The following is a 23,090-nucleotide window of genomic DNA, read 5'->3' as shown; positions in this document are numbered from 1 at the left end:
CATGCCAATGGGCAAATGATGGGGCAAACTTGAAGGAAAGCAAAACTCCAGCCGCCACGTAAGACAATACGCCGAGAATGCCTGTGACGTTTCACGCTTCGACCTCACAAAGCCGTGATAAGTAGGGTGGGGTTACAACCCCACCCTACGACAGCGCCGTCAGCCTGCGCGTGACGATCGGCATGGTCAGCAGTGTGCTCGCCACCGCCATCAGCAAGAGGGCGGTGAATGTGGCAGCCGAGATGATCGCCTTGTCCAAGAGTATATTGGCGAAGATGATCATGATCAGCGCCTTGGTCTGCAACAGCCAGCCAATCACCCAGGTCTCTGGGCGCTTCCAACCCAGAATGCGTCCGGCCAGGTGCACGCCCGCCAGTTTGCCTCCGACCGCCGCGACCAGCAGCAAGCCTGCGGCAAGGAACACCGTCGGGCCACCCATCTCCCAACTGGTCCGCAATCCGGTCGACAGGAAGAATACCGGCATCAGCGCCACCAGCACCGCTTCGCGGAAGCCATCAATGCGGTCAGCCCCGAACCAGCGCGCCTCCAGCACCGCGCCGGACAGGAACGCGCCCACCATGTAATGCAGCCCGGCCCAGTCCGCCGCAAAAGCGCAGGCAGCCAGCCAGATCAGCCCGACAAACCAACGGTCCGCCTGACGCAACCGGGGGACCCCCCGTCGCAACAGCGGTGCCGCGGTCAGGAACACCAGCACGAAGCCCACCTGCCGCCCCAAACGCTCCCAATCCAGCAGAATCAACGCCAGCACGCCCCAGATCGCCACGTCGTCCAGACTGGCATAGCGCAGGATGCGTTGGCCCAAAGGCTGCCGCAACAATCCCAACTGGCCCAGAAACAGCACCAGAATCGGCAAGGCGGTCACAGCACAAGCCATGCCAATTCCCAGCACGGCTTGCCAGTCCTGCCCCTTGTCGCCCACCCAGCCCGGTGCCTGCACCAGCCCGAAAGCCACCCCGGCGCCCAGCGCCAAAGGCACCACCAGTGCAAATCCCGCCGCAATCGAGGTTTCCCGCCGTTTGGCCCAAGCTTGGGTCACATCCAGCTCCAGCCCGGCGACGAAGACGAACAGCATCACCGCCCATTGCGCGATGGCGTTGATCCCGCCAATCACCTCAACCCGGAAAAGCCCCTGATAGACGGCAGGCGCCAAAACCCCCAAAACCCCCGGCCCCAACAGAATGCCGCCGACGATTTGCACCACGACCAAAGGCAGAGTCAGTGTGCCCCCCAAGGCCCGCCACACCGCCCAAGGCAGCGTGAAGATCACCAACAAGGCCAGAAGCAAGGTTTCGCTGATCGACATCCCGGTGCCACCGCTGTTTCCAACGTGGTTCTAGGGTGTCATCCCCCAAAACGAAAGGGGCCCGGCGTGCCGAGCCCCTTGTCCTTCAGTGCACCACATGCGGATGCGGCTGCGCCTTGGTCGAGGGCACCAGCCGGTCGCCAATCAACAAACCGCCGAGTCCCGCGGACACCACCACGGTGCTGCCATCCAGAATATCACCCGCCAGCAGCATCTGCGCCAACTGGTCCTGCAGGTTGCGCTGAATGACCCGTTTCAGCGGCCTTGCGCCATAGACCGGGTCATAGCCTTCATTCGCCAGCCAGGCCTTGGCTGCCGCATCCAACTCCAGCGTGATCTTCCGCCCCGCCAGCCGAGCTTCCAGCTTGCGCAACTGAATCTCGACAATCGCGCCCATGTCGGCCCGGGCCAGACGTTCAAAGATGATCGTCTCATCCAGCCGGTTCAGGAACTCGGGCCGGAAGTGCGCCCGCACCGCCTCCATCACCTCGGCCCGCGCTTGCGTCGGGTCAGCCCCTTCCGGCAACTGGCTCAGACTATAGGCCCCAAGGTTCGAGGTCAGGATGATCAGCGTCTGCTTGAAATCCACAGTCCGGCCCTGACCATCCGTCAGCACACCATCATCCAGCACCTGCAACAGCACGTTGAACACATCCGGATGCGCCTTCTCGACCTCGTCGAACAGCACAACCTGATAGGGCCGCCGCCGCACGGCTTCGGTCAGAACCCCGCCCTCATCATACCCGACATAGCCCGGAGGCGCCCCAATCAGACGGCTGACCGCGTGCTTCTCCATGAACTCGCTCATGTCGATCCGCACCATCGCGCTGTCATCATCGAACAGATACTCCGCCAAAGCCTTGGTCAGCTCGGTCTTGCCGACGCCGGTCGGCCCAAGGAACAGGAAGCTTCCCAAAGGCCGCCCCTCGTCATTCAGACCCGCCCGCGCGCGCCGCACAGCATTGGCCACCGCCGTAACAGCCGCCCTCTGCCCCACAACCCGCTCGCCCAGCTTGTCTTCCATGGCGAGCAGCTTTTCCTTCTCGCCCTCCAGCATCCGCGACGTCGGGATTCCGGTCCACCGCTCCACAACCTCGGCAATCTGCTCCGGCCGCACAGCTTCAGACACCAAAGCCTCACCCTCACGGGCTTCAGCCTCGACCAATTCCTTCTCCAGCCCCGGTATCCGGCCATACTGCAACTCGCCCGCCTTGGCGAAATCGCCATCGCGCTTGGCGCTTTCCAGTTCAGCACGTGCCCGGTCCAGTTGCTCCTTGATCTCGCGCGCCTTTTCCAGCGAGTCCCTTTCCGCCTGCCACGTCGCCGTCATCGACGCCGACTGTTCCAGCAAATCCGCCAGTTCCTTCTCCAGCTTCTCCAGCCTATCCTTGGACGCCGCGTCATCTTCCTTCTTCAGCGCCTCGGCTTCGATCTGCAGTTGCAGAATGCTGCGGTCCAAAGCGTCCAATTCCTCGGGCTTTGAATCCACCTCCATCCGCAGCCGCGAAGCCGCCTCATCCACAAGGTCAATCGCCTTGTCCGGCAAGAATCGGTCGGTGATATACCGGTGCGACAACGTCGCCGCCGCCACCAGGGCCGAGTCCGAAATCCGCACGCCGTGGTGCAGTTCGTACTTCTCCTTGATGCCGCGCAGGATGCTGATCGTATCTTCCACCGTCGGCTCATTCACCATCACCGGCTGAAAGCGCCGGGCCAAGGCCGCGTCCTTCTCCACATACTTGCGGTATTCATCCAGCGTCGTCGCCCCAACGCAGTGCAGATCGCCCCGCGCCAAGGCCGGCTTGATCAGGTTGGCCGCATCCATAGCCCCATCCGACTTGCCGGCACCCACCAGCGTGTGCATCTCGTCGATGAACAAAATGATGTCGCCCTCAGCCGAGGTGACCTCGTTCAAGACCGCCTTCAACCGCTCCTCAAACTCGCCCCGGTATTTCGAGCCCGCAATCAACGACCCCATATCCAGCGCCATCAGCTTCTTGTTGCGCAACGATTCCGGCACGTCACCATTGACGATGCGCAGCGCAAGGCCTTCAGCAATCGCCGTCTTGCCCACGCCGGGCTCGCCAATCAGCACCGGATTGTTCTTCGTCCGCCGCGACAGCACCTGCATCGTGCGCCGGATCTCGTCATCCCGCCCGATGATCGGGTCGATCTTCCCTTCAGCCGCTGCCTCGGTCAGATCGCGCGCATATTTCTTCAGCGCGTCATAGCCTTCCTCGGCCGAGGCCGAATCCGCCGTCCGCCCCTTCCGGATCTCGTTGATCGCCGCATTCAGCTTCTGCGCCGTAACGGCACCCGCATCCAAAGCCTCCTTGGCTTTCGAGGCGACCATGGTCAACGCCATCAGGATCCGCTCCACTGGAACGAAACTGTCGCCGGCCTTCTTGGCAACCTTCTCCGCCTCGTCCAGCACGCGTGCCAGCGCGGGGTCCATGAAGGGCTGCGCGTCACCCGTCACCTTCGGCACCTTGGCCAAGGACAGCGCCAGCGACTCGGTCACCCGCGCAGGCTCGCCGCCCGCACGCCGGATCAAGTTAGAGGACAGACCCTGCTCGTCATCCATCAGCGCCTTCAGCAGATGCTCGGGCGCCAGCCGCTGGTGGCTTTCCCGCATCGCAATCGTCTGCGCCGCTTGCAGGAACCCGCGCGACCGCTCGGTAAATTTCTCAAGGTTCATAGTGGCTTCTCCCGTTCAAGCGCCCATAGGATGCCCGCAGCAACAGCACATCCCTCAAGCCTCGGCATTCACTTGGGTATGCCGCCCGTGCTTTGCAATGCATCAATCTGCCGCGCCCCGCTTTTTCAAACCGAGGCGCAAAGGTATCCATCAGGATAGCCGCCTTATGCCCCTGCCCGATGCCGGATCGGTCGCCCATGCCCTATAGGCTAGCGGGCCAGATACAGTTTGCTGTGAAGTTTCGGAGGAAGACCCATGAACGTGGAACAGACGGACTGCCCGTCCATGTTTGACGCCACCCCATCCCTTGGCACGTCCACGCCGGTGCGCTCGTCGATCAAGACCCGCTTCCCTCCGATTGCAGAATATGAAAGCAGCATTTTCGCCACCCTGCGGGCGAAAGAACACCTCGCCGAAGCCGAAGCCAGGTCAGTCGGCCACAAGTATCGCCTGCCGCGTTTTTCCCTGCTGCGCGGCGAAGTGGCGCTGCTGGCAGAGCGCGTGTTCAAACCCAGCCGCGGCACCGCTTGACCATCGGGCCGCTTGCCCGCCTAATGAAGGCCCCAACCCAAGGCCCTTCCGTGCAAGTGCTCACCGCATCCCTTCGCCAGACCGCGCTTGACTTCGGCTTTTCCGCCATCGGCATCACCGCACCCGATGCCATCCCGCAAGCCATCCCCCGCCTGCGCAGCTTCCTTGCCGCAGACCACCACGGCCAGATGTCTTGGATGGCAGAGCGAGAGGCGTGGCGCAGCAACCCCGCCGCCCTTTGGCCACAGGCGCGCTCCGTCATCATGCTGGCCGAGGTTTACACGCCCGAAACCAACCCGCTCGAAGGCCTGAACCACCCCTCCCACGGCGTCATCTCAACCTATGCCCAGGGCAAGGACTACCACGACCTTGTCAAACGCCGCCTCAAACGCCTTGCCCGCTGGCTGATCGACCAGGCCCCCTGCGAGGTCAAAGTCTTCGTCGACACCGCCCCCGTCATGGAAAAACCCCTCGCCGAAGCGGCTGGCCTTGGCTGGCAAGGCAAGCACACCAACCTTCTCTCTCGCTCCTTGGGCAACTGGTTCTTCCTCGGCGCCATCTTCACCACCCTCGATCTGCCCAAAGACGCGCCCGAGACCTCCCATTGCGGCACCTGCACCGCCTGCCTTGACGCCTGCCCGACGAAAGCCTTCCCCGCCCCCTACCAACTCGATGCCCGCCGCTGCATCTCCTACCTCACCATCGAGCACAAAGGCCCCGTCGCCGACGACCTCCGCCCCCTGATGGGCAACCGGATCTACGGCTGCGACGATTGCCTCGCCGCCTGCCCCTGGAACAAATTCGCCGTCGCTGCGTCAGAAATCGGCTATCAGCCCAAAATCGGCCTGCCCGAACTGTCCGACCTTGCCAGCCTCGACGACGCCCAATTCCGAACCCGTTTCGCCGGTTCCCCCATCAAGCGCATCGGCCGCGACCGCATGGTCCGAAACGTCCTCTACGCCATCGGCAACTCCGCCGATCCAGCGTTGATCCCAATAGCCCAGCGCCTGACCACAGACCCCGACCCCACCGTGCAAGATGCCGCCCATTGGGCGCTCAAACGGCTCGCAGCCGGTCCCGCAGCCCGGTGATCTGATCGCGCAGCGCCAACAACTCGTCTGCCGCCATCCCGCAGGCATCGAAGACACAGCCAGCAATCGCATCCGACTCCGCCTGCAAGCCCCGCCCCTTGTCGGTCAACGCCACCCGCACCTGCCGCTCGTCCTTGGCAACCCGTGCCCGGCTGACCAGCCCCTGCGCCTCCATCCGCTTCAACAGCGGCGTCAGGGTGTTTGACTCCAACTGCAAGGCTCGGCCCAACTCCCCGACCGTCTGACCATCCTGCGTCCACAACTGCATCAGCACCAGAAACTGCGGATAGGTTAAACCAAAGCCGGCCAGCAGCGGCTGATAGACCCGCTGCATGGCGTGGTTGGCCGAGTACAGCGCAAAGCAGATCATGTCAGGAAGCTTCAGGTCAGGTTGGCCCATGGATCACCTCTGCCCCCTGATTAAATCGCACACGATCCAATCGCAAGAGCCTTGACCGACTCACCGGGCCGCAGTAACCAATCGCACACGATCAAATCGCAAACGAGGTATACCATGTCCGTTGACCCGAAATACTGGACCGAAGCCACCGCCACCGGTGGCGGCCGCAATGGCCTGGCCAAACTGGCCGATGGCAAGCTGACCATCACCATGACATCGCCCAAGGAGCTTGGCGGCTCCAGCGCCGGCCACAACCCTGAAGAACTCTTCGCCCTCGGTTATGCCGCCTGCTACCTGGGTGCCATGCGCTTCGCCGCCGCGTCGGAAAAGCTCGGCACCGTGCCCGACAATGCCACCGTCACCGCCCATGTCGGCATCGGCCCGCGCTCGGAAGGCGGCTTCGGCCTTGCCGTCAACCTGTCCATCTCGATGCCCGGCGTCGCCCCCGATGTCGCCGCCAAGATTGCTGAACGTGGCCATTTCATCTGCCCCTATTCGGACTTCTCCCGCGGCAACGTCACCGTGCAAACCGAAGTCGTCTGAGACCTTGCCACCGCCCCCTCCGATGCTAGGCTGCGGCCAAAATCGGAGAGTGCCATGGTCGACCGTCTCAAAGGAAAAGTCGCAATCGTCTCCGGCGGTGCCACGGGCTGTGGTGCCGCCGCAGTGCGGTTGTTCGCCGCCGAAGGCGCGGCGGTGGGTATCATCGACCGCAACGTTCAGGCCGGTCAGGCGCTGGCATTCGAACTGGCACAAGCGGGCAAGCGCGTGGTCTTCGCCACTGCCGACGTCTCCAGAAAATCCGAGGTCGAGGCTGCCGTGGCCAACATCAAGGCCTCGCTCGGCCCGGTGAACGTGCTGTTCAACCACGCTGGCACCATCGTCATCAAACCCTTCCTTGAAACCGAGGAAGAGGACTGGGACTTCCTGTTCGACGTCAACGTCAAGTCGATGTACCTGATGACCCGCGCTGTTCTGCCCATGATGCTGGAACAGGGCAAGGGCGCCATCGTCTGCACCTCCTCGATCTCCGCCGTCTATGCCACGCCGAACGAAGTGCTTTACGACGCCACCAAAGGCGCCTGTCACATGTTCGCCCGCGCCATCGCGGTGGAATTCCGCGACCGCGGCATCCGCTGCAACGCCATCTGCCCCGGCTTCATCGAAACCCCCCATGGCCTGCGCGAGGTGCAGGAGCTGACCGCCCTTGGTGTTGACGTCTCCGAGGCTGCCCTCAAGGCTGCCCAAGGCCGTTTCGGCCAGCCCGAAGACATCGCACGCGCCGCGCTATATCTGGCCTCGGATGACGCCGAGTTCGTCAACGGCACCCAGCTTTTCGTCGACAATGGCTTCTCCGCAGTGTGAAATCACCGCGTGAAAGTCTGAACAAAAGGTTAATGCCAGAGGCACAAACCTTTTGAAATCAATACTATAACTAAGATTGCACGCGTGCAATCCAACCCAAAGGCCCGCCCATGTCAGACGCCCACTGGATCTACACCCAAACCGTGAAAACCTTCGCCGCCGGGGCCGAACCCCCCTTCGAGGACCCCTCTGAACTCCTCTCCTCCTGGGGCGCCGTCTGGGGCATCGACAACGACGTGGGCAAGATCCGCAGCATCCTGATGCACCGCCCCGGCCCCGAACTGAACGTCGTCGACCCCTTGAAGCGCCTGCCCGAGATCGGAAGCTACGGCGACCCCGCCGTAGGCTGGTACTTCCAATCCGACACCCTCCCCGACCTGCCCCTGATGCAGCGCCAGCACGACGCCTTCACCGCCGCCCTGACCGCCGAGGGCGTGGACATCCACTACATGGACGGCGAGGCCGGCAACCGCCTGAAACAGATCTACACCCGCGATCCGCTGATCATGGTCAAAGGCGGCGCGATCGTCTGCCGGATGGGCGCCCGGATCCGTCGTGGCGAGGAACTCGCCGTCACCCGCACCCTCGCCAAGATCGGCATCCCGATCCTGCGCACCATCTCGGGCAAGGGCATCATGGAAGGCGGCAGCTTTGCCTGGCTGAACGACAAGACCTGCGCCATCGGCGTCGGAGTCCGCGTGAACCGCGAGGGCGCCGAACAGGTGGGCGAGGTCCTGAAGCGGCAGGGGGTCGAACTTCTGATCGTCGAACTGACCGGGTACGACATCCACCTCGACGTTTCGTTCCTGATGATCGACAAGGACCTTGCCATCCTCAACCCGATGGGCCTGCCCTACTCCTTCCTGGAAGACCTGACCGCCCGCGGCATCCGCTACATCGAGACCGACCCCGGCGATGACCCCTGGATCGTGAACTCCCTCGCCATCGCCCCCGGCAAGGTCCTGATGCCCGAGGGCGCCACCAATCGCACGCTCGACAGGCTCGCGGCGGCGGGGGTTACATGGCAAACGATCCCCTACGCGGCCAACCACAAGAACGGCGGCGGATTGCATTGCTCCACCACCCCGCTGCGCCGCGACAGCCTGTAAGCGGCGAATTCCGCCGGTGCGGCGCGGCCAAACCGGCGGAACCTGACAGGGTCCTAACCCAGCATTAGGTCAACCCGCGATCCTCTGCTATTCTAAGAGCCCAATTGGGAGAGGATCGACATGACAAAACATCTGGCAGATCATCACACCCCTAGCAACGCGCAGCGGCTGAAGCACTTCTTTCGCATCGCCCGTGATAGGTCCGAGTCGGCTTGGCATACCGTCTGGCAGCGCCAGCCCTCGGCCGAGCAGCCCGGGCGAATGATCGTAGAATATGCGAGGATCGAGCGCGGCCGGCGTGTCTAGGCGCATTGACCGGCACCGGCAAACGATCTAGTCAGGCGGCAGGGCATCCGGTGCCTGCCGCCTGCAATTCGTGGTGAAACCGGGGACCAAAGCCGCAACCTGATCCAGATCGGGACGCATCGGCAACGCAGGCACCCGAGCATCTAGTCCCGCTTAGGACAGGCCATGACCGAACTTCCCAGCCTAGAGGCCGCCAAGGCCCAAGCCCGCTACCTTCGTTTAGATCTTGCCGAACAAGGGCGTGAAATCAGCCACTCCGCCGCCCTTGAACTGCTGGCCAAAAGCTACGGCCAGCGCGATTGGAACACGCTGCACGCCGCAATCGGCAATGAACCGCGTCCTCCGGTACATCTGGGGCAGATCGTGCCCGGTCGCTACCTGAAGCAGGATTTTCTTGCCGAAGTGACGGACATCCGGCCACTTGGCGACGGATCTTACGAGGTCACGCTGGCCTTCGACAAGCCGGTTGACGTGGTCAGCTTCGACAGCTTTTCCAACTTCCGCAGCAGGGTCCGCAAGGTGATCGGGGCCGATGGCCGTTCGCTGGACAAGACTTCGGACGGAACCCCGCACTTGGTTCTTTGGGGATAAAGGCAGCGCAATTTCCTTGGGTCCTGCACCAAATTTCCGCAATCCTGCCGCGATTTCGGGGCAAGATCACATGATGGCACAGATTCTGAACCCCGGAACGCCGAACCTTCTGCTGACCAGCCTTGTCGGCTGGCTGGTCGTCGTCAATCTTCTGGCCTTTCTGGCCTTCTTCCTCGACCATCGCCGCGCCTTGGCGGATCAGGGAGCCATGCCAGAGGGCCCGCTTCTGCTGCTGTCGACGATGGGCGGGTGGCTTGGGGCGCAACTGGGTCAGCTGTGCTTCCAAAGCCAGTTGCGCGAGCGGTCATTTCGCACCTTCCTGAACCTGTCGATCCTGCCGGTGCTGGCCTTGGTCGCCATGATGGCCGCACAGGATGTGGATTGGGCCGGTTTGGCAGCCAAAGGTCAGCAGATGATGGCGGCCCAAACCTCTGGCCCAGCCGAGCAGACCCCTCCCGCCACCGCGCAAACCGATCCGGCCACGCCAGCGGTTTCAGACGCTGCCGTTGCAAAACCACTTGCAGCAAAGGCGGCCACCAAGATGACCGCAAACGCGACCGCCACCAAGGGGACCTCGGTGACAGACAATCCTGACCTGCCCAAGCGGATCGGGCCAAGCTCCAAGAAAGAAGCCTGGCACTCGCGTTAGCGGGCGTCCCGTTCCAGATTGAGCCAAAGCACTTCGGCCTCTGTCAGGGTCAGTGCTGCGCCTGGCAGAGTCGAGACGATCTCACCCGGAGAGCGCGGACCGATCAGGGCCAGCGACTGGAAGCTTTGGCTGAGAACCCAAGCCGTAGCGATGTTGTGCGCCGACAAACCCTTTTCCGCGGCCAGAGTTTCAGCACGCTTGCGACGCTCGGCATTGGCCGTGCTGCCAAAGCAGGTTTCCGGCGCAGTATCTGCGGGCAGACGGTTGCGCAGCGCCTCTGGCAGGAAATAGCCACGGGCTTGTGACGACCATGACAGATGCGCCGCGCCGCCCTTGCGGAGGAAGGTGAGGGTTTCCGGCGTGTTGGAGGTGATGCAGCCGGCCCAGACCGGCTTTTCCATAATCGCCAGCGACAGGTTGTTGTTGAGGATGCGGAACGGCTCTTGACCGGTTTTGGCGGCGTAGGCGTTCGCCTCGGCCAGGCGGGTAGGGGACCAGTTGGACCCACCGAAGATCCCAATCTTGCCGGCGGATCTCAGCGCGTTCAGGGCATCGACGAATTCGGCCACCGGAACGGCGGGGTTGTCGCGGTGCATGATATAGATCGGAACCGAGGACAGGCCGAGGCGTTCAAGGCTGATGTCCAGTTGCGTGCCAATGGCGCGCGGGGTGCAATAGGGGGTGTGGGCGCCCTTGGCGATCACCACGACTTCCTTGGCGATACCGCGGGCCGCAATCCACTCGCCCAGCACACGCTCATGCTGGCCACCGCCATAGACGAAGCCGGTGTCGAACGCGTTGCCGCCGGCTTCCACCCAAGCGTCCCAGACAATCGCGCCCTCAGCCACGGTGTTGCGGTTGTCACAGCCGATGATCAGCTTGGAGACGGGAAGTGCCACGCCTGCAAGCTTGACCTTTGGCACCTGCGGCAGGCCTTTCGGAAGAACGCCGGGCAGAGTGCGGTTGGTGGCGGGCGTTTCGGCGAAGGTCTTGTAACCGATCTCAGCCCGCCATTTGTCCAAGGTTTCGTTGTTGCCAATAGAGTCGGCATGGCTCGGAGCGGGGCCAGAGGCTTGCAGCGCACCGGAGGCGATGGTTTTCGAGACATATTCCGCCTCGAACGCAAACAGCATGCGGGGGTCGCGCAAAACCTCGGTGCGGGTGTCCTTGCCGACGGTGATGTGGATGGTGGCGTCTGAGGGGCCAGCGTTGCGGCCAGGGACCCAAGGGTCGTCAATCACGATCTGGCCGTTGGGCCCCGTGATGATCGCCCTGTTGTCCATGTTGCGCGCCACCGCAACCGCGATTTCCGCGGTGAAGCCCGAAGCGAAGGCCAAGAGCCCATGCGCCACCGCATCGACGCCAGTTTCCGCCAAGGTGCCCACGGCCTTCACCGAAGTCGGATTGGCAAACGGCGCCCCAATGGCCGCCCCCGCGATCAGTCGGGCCAGAGAGGCCGGATAACCGCCGACATCCAAAATCCCGCCGCCGCCCAAGGCCATTTCGTACAGCCGAGAGCCGGGCTTGTAGGGCGCGTTGAAGCCGAATTGGGTGCGGATGTGCTGCGGCGTGCCGATTTCCCCCGAGGCGATGATCTCCAGCACGCGGGCGATTTGGGGATGGCAGCGGTACATGAAGGCTTCCATGAAAAAGCGGCCTTCCTGAGCTGCCACTTCTGTCACGGCGATGACCTCGGCCGAGTTCATGCCCGCGGGCTTTTCGCAAAGCACATGCTTGCCAGCGCGCAGGGCTGCGATGGAGAGTTCTGCGTGCCACGGGTGCGGGGTGGAGATGTAGATCGCGTCAACATCCGCATCCGCCAGAATTGCGGCATAGGAGGCATGGCGCTTGTCCGCCGGAATGGCATAAGCGTCGCCAAAGGCATCGCGCCGCGCCGCATCGCGGCCCGCGATGGCCACCAGTTTGCCCGATGTCGATTGAGCCAAGCCGTCGGCATAGTTGTGCGCAATGGCACCCGGGCCGATGATCCCCCAACGAATGGTCATGAGTTCCTCCCTCAGTTGCGGCATTGGTAGCAGCGAGAGAGCCTGATCCGAAAGCGAAATTTTTACTAAAATTTAGCCGCACTGCGGCGGCCGTAGGTAGGGTGGGGTTGTAACCCCACCCTACGTGAGCCCGTTACGCCCGGACGAGGCGCTCGTATTCCATTGCGACGCGCTTGGTCAGGTCACCGACCTCAAACATATGGTCGCCGATTTGGCCCACCGGGGTCACTTCGGCGGCGGTGCCGGTCAGCCAGCATTGTTCGAAGCTGGAAAGTTCCTCGGGCAGAATGTGGCGTTCATGCACGACGATCTGCATGTCTTTCAGCATGCCGATCACGGTCTGCCGGGTGATGCCGTTCAGGAAGGCGTCGGCCTTGGGGGTATGCACTTCGCCGTTCTTAACGAAGAAGATGTTCGCCCCGGTCGCCTCGGCCACATAGCCGCGGTAGTCGTACATCATCGCATCCGAGCAGCCCTTGGCCATCGCGGCGTGCTTGGACATGGTGCAGATCATGTACAGGCCCGACGCCTTGGCGGCCGAGGGAATCGTTTCTGGCGAGGGCCGTTTCCACTTGGAGATGTCCAGCTTGGCGCCCTTCATCTTGGCGTCGCCATAGTAGGCGCCCCAGGTCCAGCAGGCGATGGCCAGCCGTACCGGGTTGGCCGAAGCCGCAACGCCCATCTCTTCGCCAGCCCCCCGGAAGGCGATGGCGCGGACATAGGCGTCGGTCAGGCCATTGGCGGCCAGCGTCGCGGCCTTTGCGGCGTCGATCTCTGCGGCGGTGTAAGGGATTGGCATATCAAGCAGTTGGCCCGACAGCAAAAGCCGCTCGGAATGCTCGGTCGATTTGAAGATCTTGCCGTTGTAGCAACGCTCGCCCTCGAACACCGCCGAAGCATAGTGCAGCGCGTGCGTCAGGATGTGGACCTTGGCATCGCGCCACTCCACCAGCTTGCCGTCCATCCAGATGAAACCGTCGCGATCGTCATATCCTGCCATCATGGCCTCCCGCTTTGCGAATGTTGCGCCTGTTAGGTCCACTTCGGACATAATGTTGCGCGAAATCGACGCCGGGATACCGCTTGTGTCCGAGAATGTCAACAAGGCTGACGTAGTTTGCGCAACCAACGGGCACTACGTGCCGCTGTCTGGGAACCCGCACAGCGGTGCGGCGACGCTTGCTGAATTTGCAGCTTGGAACGGCAACAGGGCTGACGTAAATTCAGGGCAGGGAGGACGCCATGGCAGAAAATGCTTCGGGCAGCGAAGGCCTGCTTTTCCTGACGGATGAACAGTTGCGCAAAGGCATCGAGGCGATGTTCTTCGCCTACCGCGGATTCACGGCCGATCCGGACCGGATTCTGGAGGGGATGGACTATGGCCGCGCCCATCATCGGGCGATCCATTTCATCAACCGCTCGCCGGGGATGACGGTCTCGAACCTGCTGACCCTTTTGGGCGTGACCAAACAAAGCCTCAACCGCGTGCTGCGGACCCTTTTCGATGACGGGCTGGTTGAGGCGCGGGTGGGCAAGACCGACAAGCGCGAACGCCGCCTGCACCTGACCGAAAAGGGTCAGACGCTGGAGCGCGCGTTGTCGGACGCGCAACGGGCCCGTATGCGAGCGGCGTACCGCGCGGCAGGACCGCAGGCGGTGCAGGGCTTCCGCACGGTTCTGGAAGCCATGATGGACCCCGAGATGCGCCGGCAATACCTTGGCCTGCGCGAGGATACGCCATGACGGAAAATCAGGCGCACCTGCTGGTGGTCGATGATGACGAGCGTATCCGGGGCCTGTTGCAGAAATTCCTGATCCGCAGTGGTTTTCTGGTCACCACCGCCCGCAACGCTGATCAGGCCCGCCGCCTGATGGCCGGGCTGGAATTCGACCTTCTGGTGCTGGACGTGATGATGCCCGGTGAAGATGGCATCAGCTTTACCCGCAACCTGCGCAGGCGTCTGGCGGTGCCGGTTCTGTTGCTGACCGCCCGCGGTGAAGCCTCCAACCGGATCGAAGGCCTGGAAGCGGGGGCGGATGACTATCTGGTCAAGCCCTTCGAACCCAAGGAACTTTTGCTGCGCATCAACGCCATCCTGCGCCGTATCCCGCAAAGCCGGCCGGTCGAGGTCGCGCCAAAGCACTTGCAGCTGGGTGCCGTCCGCTATGATCTGGATCGGGGAGAACTGTGGCGCGGCAGCGATTTGATCCGCCTGACCGCCACCGAAGCGCAACTGATGCGGATTTTCGCGGCAGCGCCCGGCGTGGCCGTGCCGCGCGAACGTCTGACGGGTGATCTGCCGCGTGAGCCAGGCGTTGGGCAGGAACGCGCCGTCGACGTGCAGATCACCCGCCTGCGCCGCAAGATCGAAGATGACCCGCGCCAGCCGCGCTATCTGCAAACCGTGCGCGGCGAAGGGTATATGCTGCAGCCCGATTGACGGCGCACGCCGATCTCGCACCGGAGGGTTTCACAGCCTCATGACCTGCTGCGGGATATTCGCACGGCGAGGATGGCAAGGCCTGGGCCCACGGCACGCTGGACTTGAGGCTGTCTGCGCAGCATTGTCTGGCGCGGAACCGCAAGCCCCGAGGACATAATGCCAAGCTATCTGAACCTGGAAATGCGTCTGCGCCGGATGAACAAGCGGCTCGACGAACTGCAGCAATGGCTGGCCCGGGAGGTGGTGGTGCTGGACCGCTGGACGCTGCAGGGGGCGGCGATTTCCAAGGGGACGCCATGGCAGGACGAGGGGGCTCCGCTGGCCTTTGCGCATGAGGCGGTAGAGGTGCCGGCGCATTGGCCCTTGCAAGACGTGAAGCTGCATCTGTGGCTGGGCGGCGAGGGATTGGTGCGGCTGATCGGGGACAAGGTGAATTCCTTCGGATTGAACCCGCCGCATCAGGATTTCCGGATACCTGAACGGCGCTTTCGGATCGAGGCAGATTGCGTGGCGCGGCTGGAGCAGGGCGTGCCGAACCGGGAAGCCGCTCTCGGTCGGACGGAACTGGTCTGGGTTGAGCAGGATCTGGCAGACCTGATCCTGATGCTGCGGCAGGTGGTGGAGATGGTGCGCGTCTTGGGCGGCCACGAGGTCGAGGGCTGGCCGGTCCCGGAATGGTTCCCACGCCGCCCGCATCCAGATCACAACGACCCGCATGCCGTTTGTGCACCCGTGATGGATCTGGCGGAGGCGGCATTTCACATGCTGGACTGGCCGACCGAGACACAGGCCTATCTGAAGCGGATTTCGACCACCGCCGAGACCCTGTCGATCTGGAAGCTGCCAGCCTTTGCGGGAGCGGCGGAGCCTTTGCCGGAGGCGGCTCGCGCCTCGGTTCGTGTCGCCCGGGACCATTTGCGTGCGGGGTTGCGGGCTTTGCAGAGCCGCTTCCCGAAAGAGGGGGCGATGGCCCTGACCGGACATGCGCATATCGACCTTGCCTGGCTGTGGCCGATGGTGGAAACGCGGCGCAAGGGCGTGCGGACGTTCCACACCGTCAATCAGTTGATGGAGCAGTACCCGGAGTTCCGCTTCAACCACTCCACCGCGCAGCTGTATGACTTCGTGGGCAAGGATGACCCGGCGCTGCTGGAGGCGATCACCGAGAAGGTCGCCAAAGGACAGTGGGAGCCTTTGGGCGGCATGTGGGTGGAGCCGGACACCAGCATGCCCTGCGGGGAGTCGCTGATCCGGCAATTGCTGTACGGCATCCGGTATTTCGACAAGCAGTTTGGAAAGGACAAGCGCTCCACCGTCTGCTGGCTGCCCGATACCTTTGGCTTCTCTCCGGTCATTCCGCAGTTGCTGAAAGGTGCCGGGATGGGGGCCGTGTTTACCATCAAGAGCAACTGGTCGGAACTTCACAAGCTGCCGCATGACCTGTTTATCTGGCAGGGTCTGGATGGGTCGGAGGTGACGATGCACACCTTCGAGAACCCGGCCAATGGCTATAACGCCGAACTGGGGCCCAGGGCAGCCTTGGGCACCTGGGCGAATGTGCAGGACAAGGCGCTGCTTGGGGAATCGCTGCTGTGCTACGGCCACGGCGACGGCGGCGGCGGCCCGACCGAAGAGCATATTCTGCGGGCGCGGCAGTTGGAGGACTTTCCGCTGATACCGCGTCAGGCCCATGTCAACGTCACCGACTGGTTCCGTTCGATTCCCTCTCGCATCAGGGGCCCGCTGCCGAAATGGGTCGGTGAAATCTATCTGGAATACCATCGGGGCACGCTGACCACCCAAGGCCGCACCAAGTTCCTGCACCGAAAGGCGGAGCAGGCCTTGGTTGGGGCAGAGATCCTGGGCTCTATGGTGGCGCTGAAAGGGGGCGCGATCCCCGGCTCGTTGGAGACCGATTGGCAAGTCCTGCTGCGCAACGAATTCCACGATATCCTGCCCGGCTCCTCGATCCGCGAAGTCTATGAGGTGGCGGAGGCGGAACTGGCGCAGGTTATCGCAAAGGGCAAACTGCGGCAGACTTCGGCACTGGATGTTCTGGCGAAGGGCGTGGCCGGGACTGAGGCAGGGGTGGTCGTGGTGAACCCAGATATCACGCCGCGTCCCTTGCGGTTGGTGTCGGCAGACCCCTTGCCGGGCGGGCAGGCGGTGGTGGGTGGTCATGTCTTCAGCGCACCGGAGGTGGTGGCCGGACTGTCTGTGACAGCGCGGGCGAGCCTTTCGGCTCCGGCGCCATTGGTGGTGTCGGATTCCGGGCTGGAGAATGCCTTTGTCAAGGTGACCCTGGCGGCGGATGGCACCCTGTCCAGCGTGATCGACAAACGCTCGGGTCGGGAGTGTCTGGCAGGGCGCGGCAATCAGATCTGGGCCTACGTCGACAAGCCACGCTTCTTTGACGCTTGGGATATCGAGGAGGACTATGCAGCCTCAGGTCAGGAGTTGCTGGCTGCGCACATCGAGGTGGCTGAAACCGGGCCGCACCGCGCCGCCATCCGGATCACGCGCGGTTTTGGTGCCAGCAAGATCGTACAGCATGTCCGCCTGTGGTCCAACTCGCCGCGGCTGGAGTTCCACACCGAACTGGAATGGCATGACCGCCGCGTGCTGCTTAAGACCCGCTTCCCCTTGGCCGTGAAGGCCGAAAATGCGCTCTTCGAATGTGCCTGCGGCGTGATCTCGCGGCCTACACACCGCAACACCGCGCGCGACGAGGCCAAGTTTGAGGTGGCAGCGCATCGCTTTGCCCTTCTGACGGAACGCGGCTTCGGCGTGGCGCTGCTGAACGATGGCAAGTATGGACACCATGCCCAAGGCAACGAACTGGGGATCAGCTTGCTGCGGTCTCCGGTTTTCCCGGACCTTCTGGCCGATGAGGGGTATCAGGCGTTCACTTATGCGCTGCTGCCGTTCTCAGGCGACTGGCTGGACGGAGGGGTCTTGGCCGAGGCGCAGGACTTGAACCAGCCGCTGTTTGCAAAGTCAGCGATGGTGACCGAAGGCGTCTGGCAGGCCGTCGCGGTGGACGGCGCGCTGGCACTGTCAACGCTGAAGCCAACCGAGGCCGGGGATGGGCTTGTGCTCAGGGTCTATGAACCCGCGGGCGGACGGGCCCCGGGACAGATTCGCCTGCCCTCGGGTTGGCAACAGGCCGGTGGCCTGAACCTGTTGGAAGAGCCTGGCGAATCCCCGGACATCCTTGGTCCGTTCCAGATTTCAAGCCTGAAACTGACCCGCGCCTGACACGACGCTTCGCCTTTTAACCAGTTTACACCGCGCCCCGGCAGCCCTGACAGGCTGTACGGGGCGCAGTCCATTTGCGGGAAACCAAATCTTAAGCCTGCGGCGATATCCCAAGGGAAGCCCGAAACGGACGGGCTCCGATCGCATGCAACAATCGCGGATTTTATCTGAGAGATGCCCATGGCGCATGACTGGAAACTTTTTGAACCGCAGGACCGGCTGAGCATCGCGCCGTCCGACCCGCTGATGTCCTTCCTGAACGCCAACACGGCGGCCCCGGTTCGCGTCTCGATGCGGCACCAGAAGCGACCGGATTCACGGGTGCTGCAGGTGCTGTTGACCGCCTCGCGCGCCTGGAAGACCCGCGATCTGGGCTTTGATGTGTCCGACCTGCCGCCCCGACTGGTGCAGGACTTCATCCGTCTGGGGCTGACCGCTGAAAAAACTGGCTGGAGTGGATTGAAATGACGCTGAAAGTGCTTGCCATCGACGATTCCAAGACAATCCGCGAACTTCTGCGCTCGGTCATGGAGGAAGCAGGGTTTGACTTCGAATCGGCTTGTGACGGCATCGAAGGCGTGGAGCGCTATGCCGAGGTGCGGCCCGATGTCGTGATCACCGATATCAACATGCCCAACATGGATGGCTACGGCGTGATCGACGCGATCCGCCACGGTGACATCGACAATCAGGTGCCGATCCTGGTGCTGACCACCGAAAGCGGTGACAAGCTGAAAGCCCGCGCCCGTGACGCCGGAGCGACTGGCTGGATCGTCAAGCCATTCGACGATGTCTCGCTGGTCTCTGTCATCCGCCGTGTGACGGGCATGGTGGCTTAAAATGAGCAATCCGATCCTCGACACGTTCTTCGAAGAGACGGAAGAGCTTCTCGAATCGCTGGCCGAAGGGCTGGAGTCGATGCAGGGGGCGGAGTTTGACAAGGAGACTGTCAATTCGGTCTTCCGCGCGGTTCATTCGATCAAAGGCGGGGCGGGGGCCTTCAAGCTGACCGATCTGGTCAACTTCGCCCATTCGTTTGAGACCGTGATGGATGCCGTCCGGTCCGAAACCCTGACCCTGACGCCGCAGATCATGCACACGCTGATGCGGTCTGCCGACTGCCTCGCCGATCTGGTCGACGCCGCCCGCAGCAGCCGCACCATCCCCAAAGAGGTGACTGAGGGCTTCCTGACCGCATTGCAGGCCTGTCTGGGTGAGGGCGAAATCGAAGCTGTCGATGCTTGGGACAACTTCGAATTCAACGCCGTGACCCTGGACATCGGTCCGATCGACCTCGACACGGGCACGTCGGATCAGGTTGCGCCACCGGTGCTTCCAGACAAGGATCAGGTCCAAATCGGCTTCCGGATCGAGTTTCGTCCCCATGCGGCGCTGTTCACCAATGGCCATGAACCCGCTTTGCTCTTCGCAGCCCTTGGCGATCTAGGGCAGATGACTTCGAATATTGATCTGTCACGGCTGGCATCCTGGTCCGACTTCAATCCAGCCGATCCGCAGCTGAGTTGGGTCGTGGAACTGCGGACCGATGAAAGCGAAATTTCGGTTCAAGAGGTGTTCGAATTTGTCCATGGCCTGTGCGATCTGACCATCAAACCCCTGATGGGTCCTCCATCAACCACAAACATTGCCTCGCCCAACGCAACCAAGGACTTGGAGGCCAAGACTGTCGCGAATGCCGTGCACTCCGGACCGATCGCCGAGGGGGCCCTGCCGCTGGTGCAGTCAACCGTGCCTTCCACGCAAGCGGCGGTTAGCCTTGTTCCGGCAACGGCCACAAAGACGAGAACCGAACGCAGCGAAGAGGGGTCTGACGCGAAGGCTCCCAAGGCGACTTTGCGGGTCGACCTGGATCGTGTCGACAGGCTGATCAACGCGGTGGGGGAACTGATCATCAATCAGGCGATGATCGCCCAGCGATTGCAGGACATGACGACGACCCGCGACGACGATCTTGTCATGCATATCGAGGATTATCGCCTGCTGGCGCGCGACATTCAGGAAGGCGTCATGGCCATCCGCGCCCAGCCGGTGAAATCGCTGTTCCAACGCATGTCGCGCATCGTGCGCGAGGCGGCAGATGCCACCGGAAAACTGGCGGAACTGGTGACTTCGGGCGAAGGCACCGAAGTCGACAAGACTGTCGTCGAACGTTTGGCCGATCCCTTGACCCATATGATCCGCAATGCCGTAGACCATGGGCTGGAAAGTCGGGAAGCGCGGGCGGCGGCAGGCAAACCGCCGATGGGCACGATCCGACTTTCGGCGTCGCACCGATCCGGCAGCGTCATCATCACCGTCAAGGATGACGGCGCGGGTCTGAACCGGCCGAAGATCCTGGAGATTGCCAAACACAAGGGTCTGATCGCCCCGGAAGCCGAATTGAGCGACGCCGAGATTGATCAGTTGCTTTTCATGGCCGGCTTCTCGACGGCTGCCACGATCTCGAACCTCTCTGGGCGGGGCGTCGGACTGGATGTGGTGCGGACAGCCGTCCAGGCCCTGGGAGGCCGCATATCGATCGCGACAACCCCGGGCCATGGCACAGAATTCACCATCATGCTGCCGCTGACCCTGGCCGTGATGGACGGGATGGTTGTGACCGTGGGCGGCCAAACACTTGTCGTGCCAATCACCTCGATCATCGAAACCATAAGGCCCTTGCCCTCAGATCTGCACCGAATCGGCACCGACGAAACGCTCTTGTCGATCCGGGGCCGCATGATTCCCGTTGTTGACGTTGCCCGCAGTCTGGGGTTCCCGTCGCCGGGGACCCTCAACGCGCCGCTTCTTTTGCTCGTGGAGTCTGAAAACCTCGGCGAATGCGCATTGGTGGTCGATTCCGTTCAGGATCAAAGGCAGGTCGTCATCAAAAGTCTGGAAAGCAATTTCGGCTCCGTTCCTGGCGTTTCCGCGGCCACAGTTCTTGGTGACGGACGGATTGCCCTGATCCTCGACCCCGATGCCATCGCCGGGGGCCGGGTCGCATCAAACTACCCCATGCCCAACATCCTCTCGAACGCGGGAAGGACCGCCTATGCAAATGTCTGAAGACACGACTAAATCCGAAGTTGAATTTGTCACCTTTTCGGCGGGCGAGCAGAGTTTCAGCATCGAAATCACCCAAGTCCGGGAAATCCGGCGATGGAGCCCTGTAACCGCACTGCCCCACGCGCCGCATGAAGTGTTGGGCGTCATGAACCTGCGCGGCTCCGTCATCCCGATTTACGATCTCGCAGCCCGCTTCGGTTTGGGTCAGACCCCCGAGAACCCGCGCAATGTGATCGTTGTGGCCATGCATGGCGGTCAAACTGTCGGCCTACTGGTCGCGGCGGTTTCTGAGATTCTGTCCGTTTCACGCGAACAGATTCAGGAAACGCCCGACATCCGATCGGAGATGGCCCGGCAAAGCATCACCGGCGTCATCCCAATCGAAAACGGGATGACTCGCGTGATCGATCTCGGCGCGGTCTTGCACCCATCCAACCGGGCAGTGGCATGAGAACGGCGCTTTCTTCTGACGAACCACCGGGGCGGGATGTTGGCGGCGCGCGCGATCGGATCCCTTTTACCGACGCAGATTTCCAGGCCATAGCCGACCTCGCCATGCGTGATTTCGGGCTGCACCTGACCTCGGCCAAACGCGACCTTGTCTACTCGCGCTTGCTCAAACGTCTGCGTAGTCTCGGTCTCGACACGTTCCGTGACTACTGCAGCCTTCTGGCCGGCCCTGACGGCGAAGTCGAGCGATCGGCGATGTTGTCGGCGCTGACCACCAATGTGACGCACTTCTTCCGGGAAGATCATCATTTCAAGCTTTTGCGCGATGTGGCCCTGCCATCATTGATCAAGAGTGCGCGGGAAGGGGGGCGTGTCCGGATCTGGTCCGCAGGATGTTCCGCTGGGCAAGAGCCCTATTCGATTGCCTTCACAGTGCTGAACTTGTGTCCTGAGGCTGCAAAACTGAACCTCAGAATCCTTGCAACCGATGTCGATGCCGAGATCCTCGCGAGGGCCGAGGCCGGGCGTTACCCCGAGGAAGAGCGCAAAGCCATTCCCGAGACGATGCGCAAATACATCGAACCGACGCAGGGCGGTGGTTTCACGATTGCCGCAGCCGCACGTCAACTGATCACCTTCGGCCGCCTGAACCTGATTGAGAATTGGCCGATTTCGGGGCCCTTTCAGGTGATCTTTTGTCGCAACGTCGCAATTTATTTCGACAAACCAACGCAGGCCCGCCTTTGGGCACGCTTTGGCGACCTGATTTCGCCGGATGGGTTTCTGTGCATCGGCCATTCAGAGCGCGTCGCGGGCACCGCCGAGCAGATGTTTCGGACAGTGGGTGTCACGGCCTATCAACGATTTGCGGCTGGCGCAGCCATCAGGACGACCGGATCCCACCACGCGTCGCCCGCGACCTATTCGACCTCTCCCAACCGACTGGAAGGACATGATAAATGAGCCTGCGCGACACAATTCGCATCATGGTTATTGATGACATGTCCGTCAGTCGGGCGCTGATTACCCAGTCGCTGGAGGAGCTTGGCATCACGAAATATCAGACCGAAAACGATGGAAAGGCCGCGCTGGGAAAACTGGTTGCGTCTCCCGTGCATCTGGTTCTTTGCGACATGAACATGCCCGGCATGAACGGTTTGGAATTGCTACACGCATTGCGCAACACCAAGACGACAGCCCGCATCGGCTTCATTCTTATCACGGGCCAGCCCACTCCGGAATTGCTCAGAATCGGACAGGAGTTGGGTCTGAACAACCTGATCCGCAAGCCCTTCACCACAGCCACGATGAAAGCCTCGATCGAGCGCGTCGTCGGTCCGCTGTAATTGGGGCGAAAGATGAAGGAAACCTTGCCACCCCTTCTGGAGCGGACGGCCGCTATTTTGGCCGACAGCGCGCATCTGCTGCTGCAGATCGAAGACAGCATTGCGCCGCTTCTGGCCAAGGCGCCCCACAGCGGGGACGGCGCCGTCTCATCGGCGAGCTTCCGAGCCAATGTGATCTCGCTGCAAAAGATCGACCTGCTGAGCCAAACCCTGGAAGATCTGTCGTTCTGGTTGGAAGACCTGGCAGAGGAGGCAAAAAAACACGCCCGCGGATCCCTGTCGCCAGAGGCAGCCATGACCCGGTTGCGCTTGGCCGATCTGCGTCAACGACTGCACGGATACCACTTGCCCAAGGACAGTGAGACACGCTCCGAGCCATTGCTTTTTTGACCGCGCATTTCTGGACAGATACCTGGCGGGCAGCGTGGGGCCAAGATTACGCCGGAATCCAAG

At 62.4% G+C, this 23,090-nt stretch carries 22 protein-coding genes; 17 read left to right on the top strand and 5 right to left on the bottom strand.

The window, feature by feature from the left end:
- Positions 1-145 precede the first annotated feature (145 nt).
- Positions 146-1,324, bottom strand: coding sequence for a cation:proton antiporter (locus AC1Y2B_RS16915; protein ID WP_482254288.1), 1,179 nt, complete (start codon positions 1,322-1,324; stop codon positions 146-148).
- An 85-nt stretch (positions 1,325-1,409) separates the two neighbouring features.
- Positions 1,410-4,022 (bottom strand): ATP-dependent chaperone ClpB, encoded by a 2,613-nt coding sequence (clpB, locus tag AC1Y2B_RS16910; protein ID WP_482254287.1) that lies wholly within the window; start codon positions 4,020-4,022, stop codon positions 1,410-1,412.
- A gap of 255 nt (positions 4,023-4,277) precedes the next feature.
- Here clpB and AC1Y2B_RS16905 point away from each other — a divergent pair, with 255 nt between their 5' ends.
- Both AC1Y2B_RS16905 and queG read left to right on the top strand, forming a co-directional pair.
- Positions 4,278-4,553 (top strand): hypothetical protein, encoded by a 276-nt coding sequence (locus AC1Y2B_RS16905; protein ID WP_482254286.1) that lies wholly within the window; start codon positions 4,278-4,280, stop codon positions 4,551-4,553.
- 23 nt (positions 4,554-4,576) lie between these two features.
- Positions 4,577-5,644: a tRNA epoxyqueuosine(34) reductase QueG gene (gene queG / locus AC1Y2B_RS16900; protein ID WP_482254285.1), complete on the top strand. Its 1,068-nt coding sequence runs from the start codon at positions 4,577-4,579 to the stop codon at positions 5,642-5,644.
- Here the strand turns inward: queG and AC1Y2B_RS16895 are convergent.
- Positions 5,610-6,044, bottom strand: coding sequence for a MarR family winged helix-turn-helix transcriptional regulator (locus tag AC1Y2B_RS16895; protein ID WP_482254284.1), 435 nt, complete (start codon positions 6,042-6,044; stop codon positions 5,610-5,612). The genes queG and AC1Y2B_RS16895 overlap by 35 nt on opposite strands.
- 114 nt (positions 6,045-6,158) lie before the next feature.
- On the opposite strand from AC1Y2B_RS16895, the gene AC1Y2B_RS16890 reads away from it, so the two are divergent.
- From AC1Y2B_RS16890 to AC1Y2B_RS16870, 5 genes are all read left to right on the top strand, one after another.
- Complete coding sequence (locus tag AC1Y2B_RS16890) at positions 6,159-6,587, top strand: organic hydroperoxide resistance protein (RefSeq protein ID WP_482254283.1); 429 nt, start codon at positions 6,159-6,161, stop codon at positions 6,585-6,587.
- A gap of 54 nt (positions 6,588-6,641) precedes the next feature.
- Positions 6,642-7,409 (top strand): SDR family NAD(P)-dependent oxidoreductase, encoded by a 768-nt coding sequence (locus AC1Y2B_RS16885; protein WP_482254282.1) that lies wholly within the window; start codon positions 6,642-6,644, stop codon positions 7,407-7,409.
- Between the two features lie 110 nt (positions 7,410-7,519).
- On the top strand, positions 7,520-8,518 hold the full coding sequence (locus AC1Y2B_RS16880) for a dimethylarginine dimethylaminohydrolase family protein (RefSeq protein WP_482254281.1): 999 nt from the start codon (positions 7,520-7,522) through the stop codon (positions 8,516-8,518).
- 471 nt (positions 8,519-8,989) lie between these two features.
- Positions 8,990-9,415, top strand: coding sequence for a glyoxalase superfamily protein (locus AC1Y2B_RS16875; RefSeq protein ID WP_482254280.1), 426 nt, complete (start codon positions 8,990-8,992; stop codon positions 9,413-9,415).
- 73 nt (positions 9,416-9,488) lie between these two features.
- Complete coding sequence (locus tag AC1Y2B_RS16870; RefSeq protein WP_482254279.1) at positions 9,489-10,064, top strand: DUF1294 domain-containing protein; 576 nt, start codon at positions 9,489-9,491, stop codon at positions 10,062-10,064.
- Here AC1Y2B_RS16870 and AC1Y2B_RS16865 read toward each other — a convergent pair.
- A complete protein-coding gene (locus AC1Y2B_RS16865) occupies positions 10,061-12,070 on the bottom strand; it encodes an aldo/keto reductase (protein WP_482254278.1) in 2,010 nt (669 codons plus the stop codon). The two genes, AC1Y2B_RS16870 and AC1Y2B_RS16865, sit on opposite strands and share 4 nt — an antisense overlap.
- A 133-nt stretch (positions 12,071-12,203) precedes the next feature.
- Positions 12,204-13,070 carry a branched-chain amino acid aminotransferase gene (locus tag AC1Y2B_RS16860; RefSeq protein WP_482254277.1) on the bottom strand — a complete coding sequence of 289 codons (867 nt, stop codon included), beginning with the start codon at positions 13,068-13,070 and terminating at the stop codon, positions 12,204-12,206.
- A gap of 242 nt (positions 13,071-13,312) precedes the next feature.
- Here AC1Y2B_RS16860 and AC1Y2B_RS16855 point away from each other — a divergent pair, with 242 nt between their 5' ends.
- From AC1Y2B_RS16855 to AC1Y2B_RS16810, 10 genes are all read left to right on the top strand, one after another.
- Positions 13,313-13,813, top strand: a complete 501-nt coding sequence (locus tag AC1Y2B_RS16855; RefSeq protein ID WP_482254276.1) for a MarR family winged helix-turn-helix transcriptional regulator — start codon at positions 13,313-13,315, stop codon at positions 13,811-13,813.
- Positions 13,810-14,511, top strand: a complete 702-nt coding sequence (locus AC1Y2B_RS16850; RefSeq protein WP_482254275.1) for a response regulator — start codon at positions 13,810-13,812, stop codon at positions 14,509-14,511. The genes AC1Y2B_RS16855 and AC1Y2B_RS16850 overlap by 4 nt, the downstream gene beginning before the upstream one ends.
- A gap of 159 nt (positions 14,512-14,670) precedes the next feature.
- The gene (locus AC1Y2B_RS16845) at positions 14,671-17,772 is read left to right on the top strand and encodes an alpha-mannosidase (RefSeq protein WP_482254274.1); all 3,102 of its coding nucleotides are present in this window, start codon (positions 14,671-14,673) and stop codon (positions 17,770-17,772) included.
- Positions 17,773-17,952: 180 nt separating this feature from the next.
- A complete protein-coding gene (locus AC1Y2B_RS16840) occupies positions 17,953-18,240 on the top strand; it encodes an STAS domain-containing protein (protein ID WP_482254273.1) in 288 nt (95 codons plus the stop codon).
- Positions 18,237-18,611, top strand: a complete 375-nt coding sequence (locus AC1Y2B_RS16835; RefSeq protein ID WP_482254272.1) for a response regulator — start codon at positions 18,237-18,239, stop codon at positions 18,609-18,611. Before AC1Y2B_RS16840 ends, AC1Y2B_RS16835 begins: the two co-directional genes overlap by 4 nt.
- 1 nt (position 18,612) lies before the next feature.
- Entirely contained in the window at positions 18,613-20,841 is a 2,229-nt protein-coding gene (locus AC1Y2B_RS16830) for a chemotaxis protein CheA (RefSeq protein WP_482254271.1), read from the top strand.
- Positions 20,828-21,292: a chemotaxis protein CheW gene (locus AC1Y2B_RS16825; RefSeq protein ID WP_482254270.1), complete on the top strand. Its 465-nt coding sequence runs from the start codon at positions 20,828-20,830 to the stop codon at positions 21,290-21,292. Before AC1Y2B_RS16830 ends, AC1Y2B_RS16825 begins: the two co-directional genes overlap by 14 nt.
- Positions 21,289-22,254: a CheR family methyltransferase gene (locus AC1Y2B_RS16820; RefSeq protein WP_482254269.1), complete on the top strand. Its 966-nt coding sequence runs from the start codon at positions 21,289-21,291 to the stop codon at positions 22,252-22,254. The genes AC1Y2B_RS16825 and AC1Y2B_RS16820 overlap by 4 nt, the downstream gene beginning before the upstream one ends.
- Positions 22,251-22,637, top strand: coding sequence for a response regulator (locus tag AC1Y2B_RS16815; protein ID WP_482254268.1), 387 nt, complete (start codon positions 22,251-22,253; stop codon positions 22,635-22,637). Before AC1Y2B_RS16820 ends, AC1Y2B_RS16815 begins: the two co-directional genes overlap by 4 nt.
- Positions 22,638-22,649: 12 nt before the next feature.
- Positions 22,650-23,027 (top strand): hypothetical protein, encoded by a 378-nt coding sequence (locus tag AC1Y2B_RS16810; protein WP_482254267.1) that lies wholly within the window; start codon positions 22,650-22,652, stop codon positions 23,025-23,027.
- Positions 23,028-23,090: the final 63 nt, after the last annotated feature.

It is taken from the genome of Stagnihabitans sp. (genome assembly GCF_964946895.1).
The sequence above is the reverse complement of the archived record's forward strand: the minus strand, read 5'-3'. Positions and strand labels throughout refer to the sequence as shown.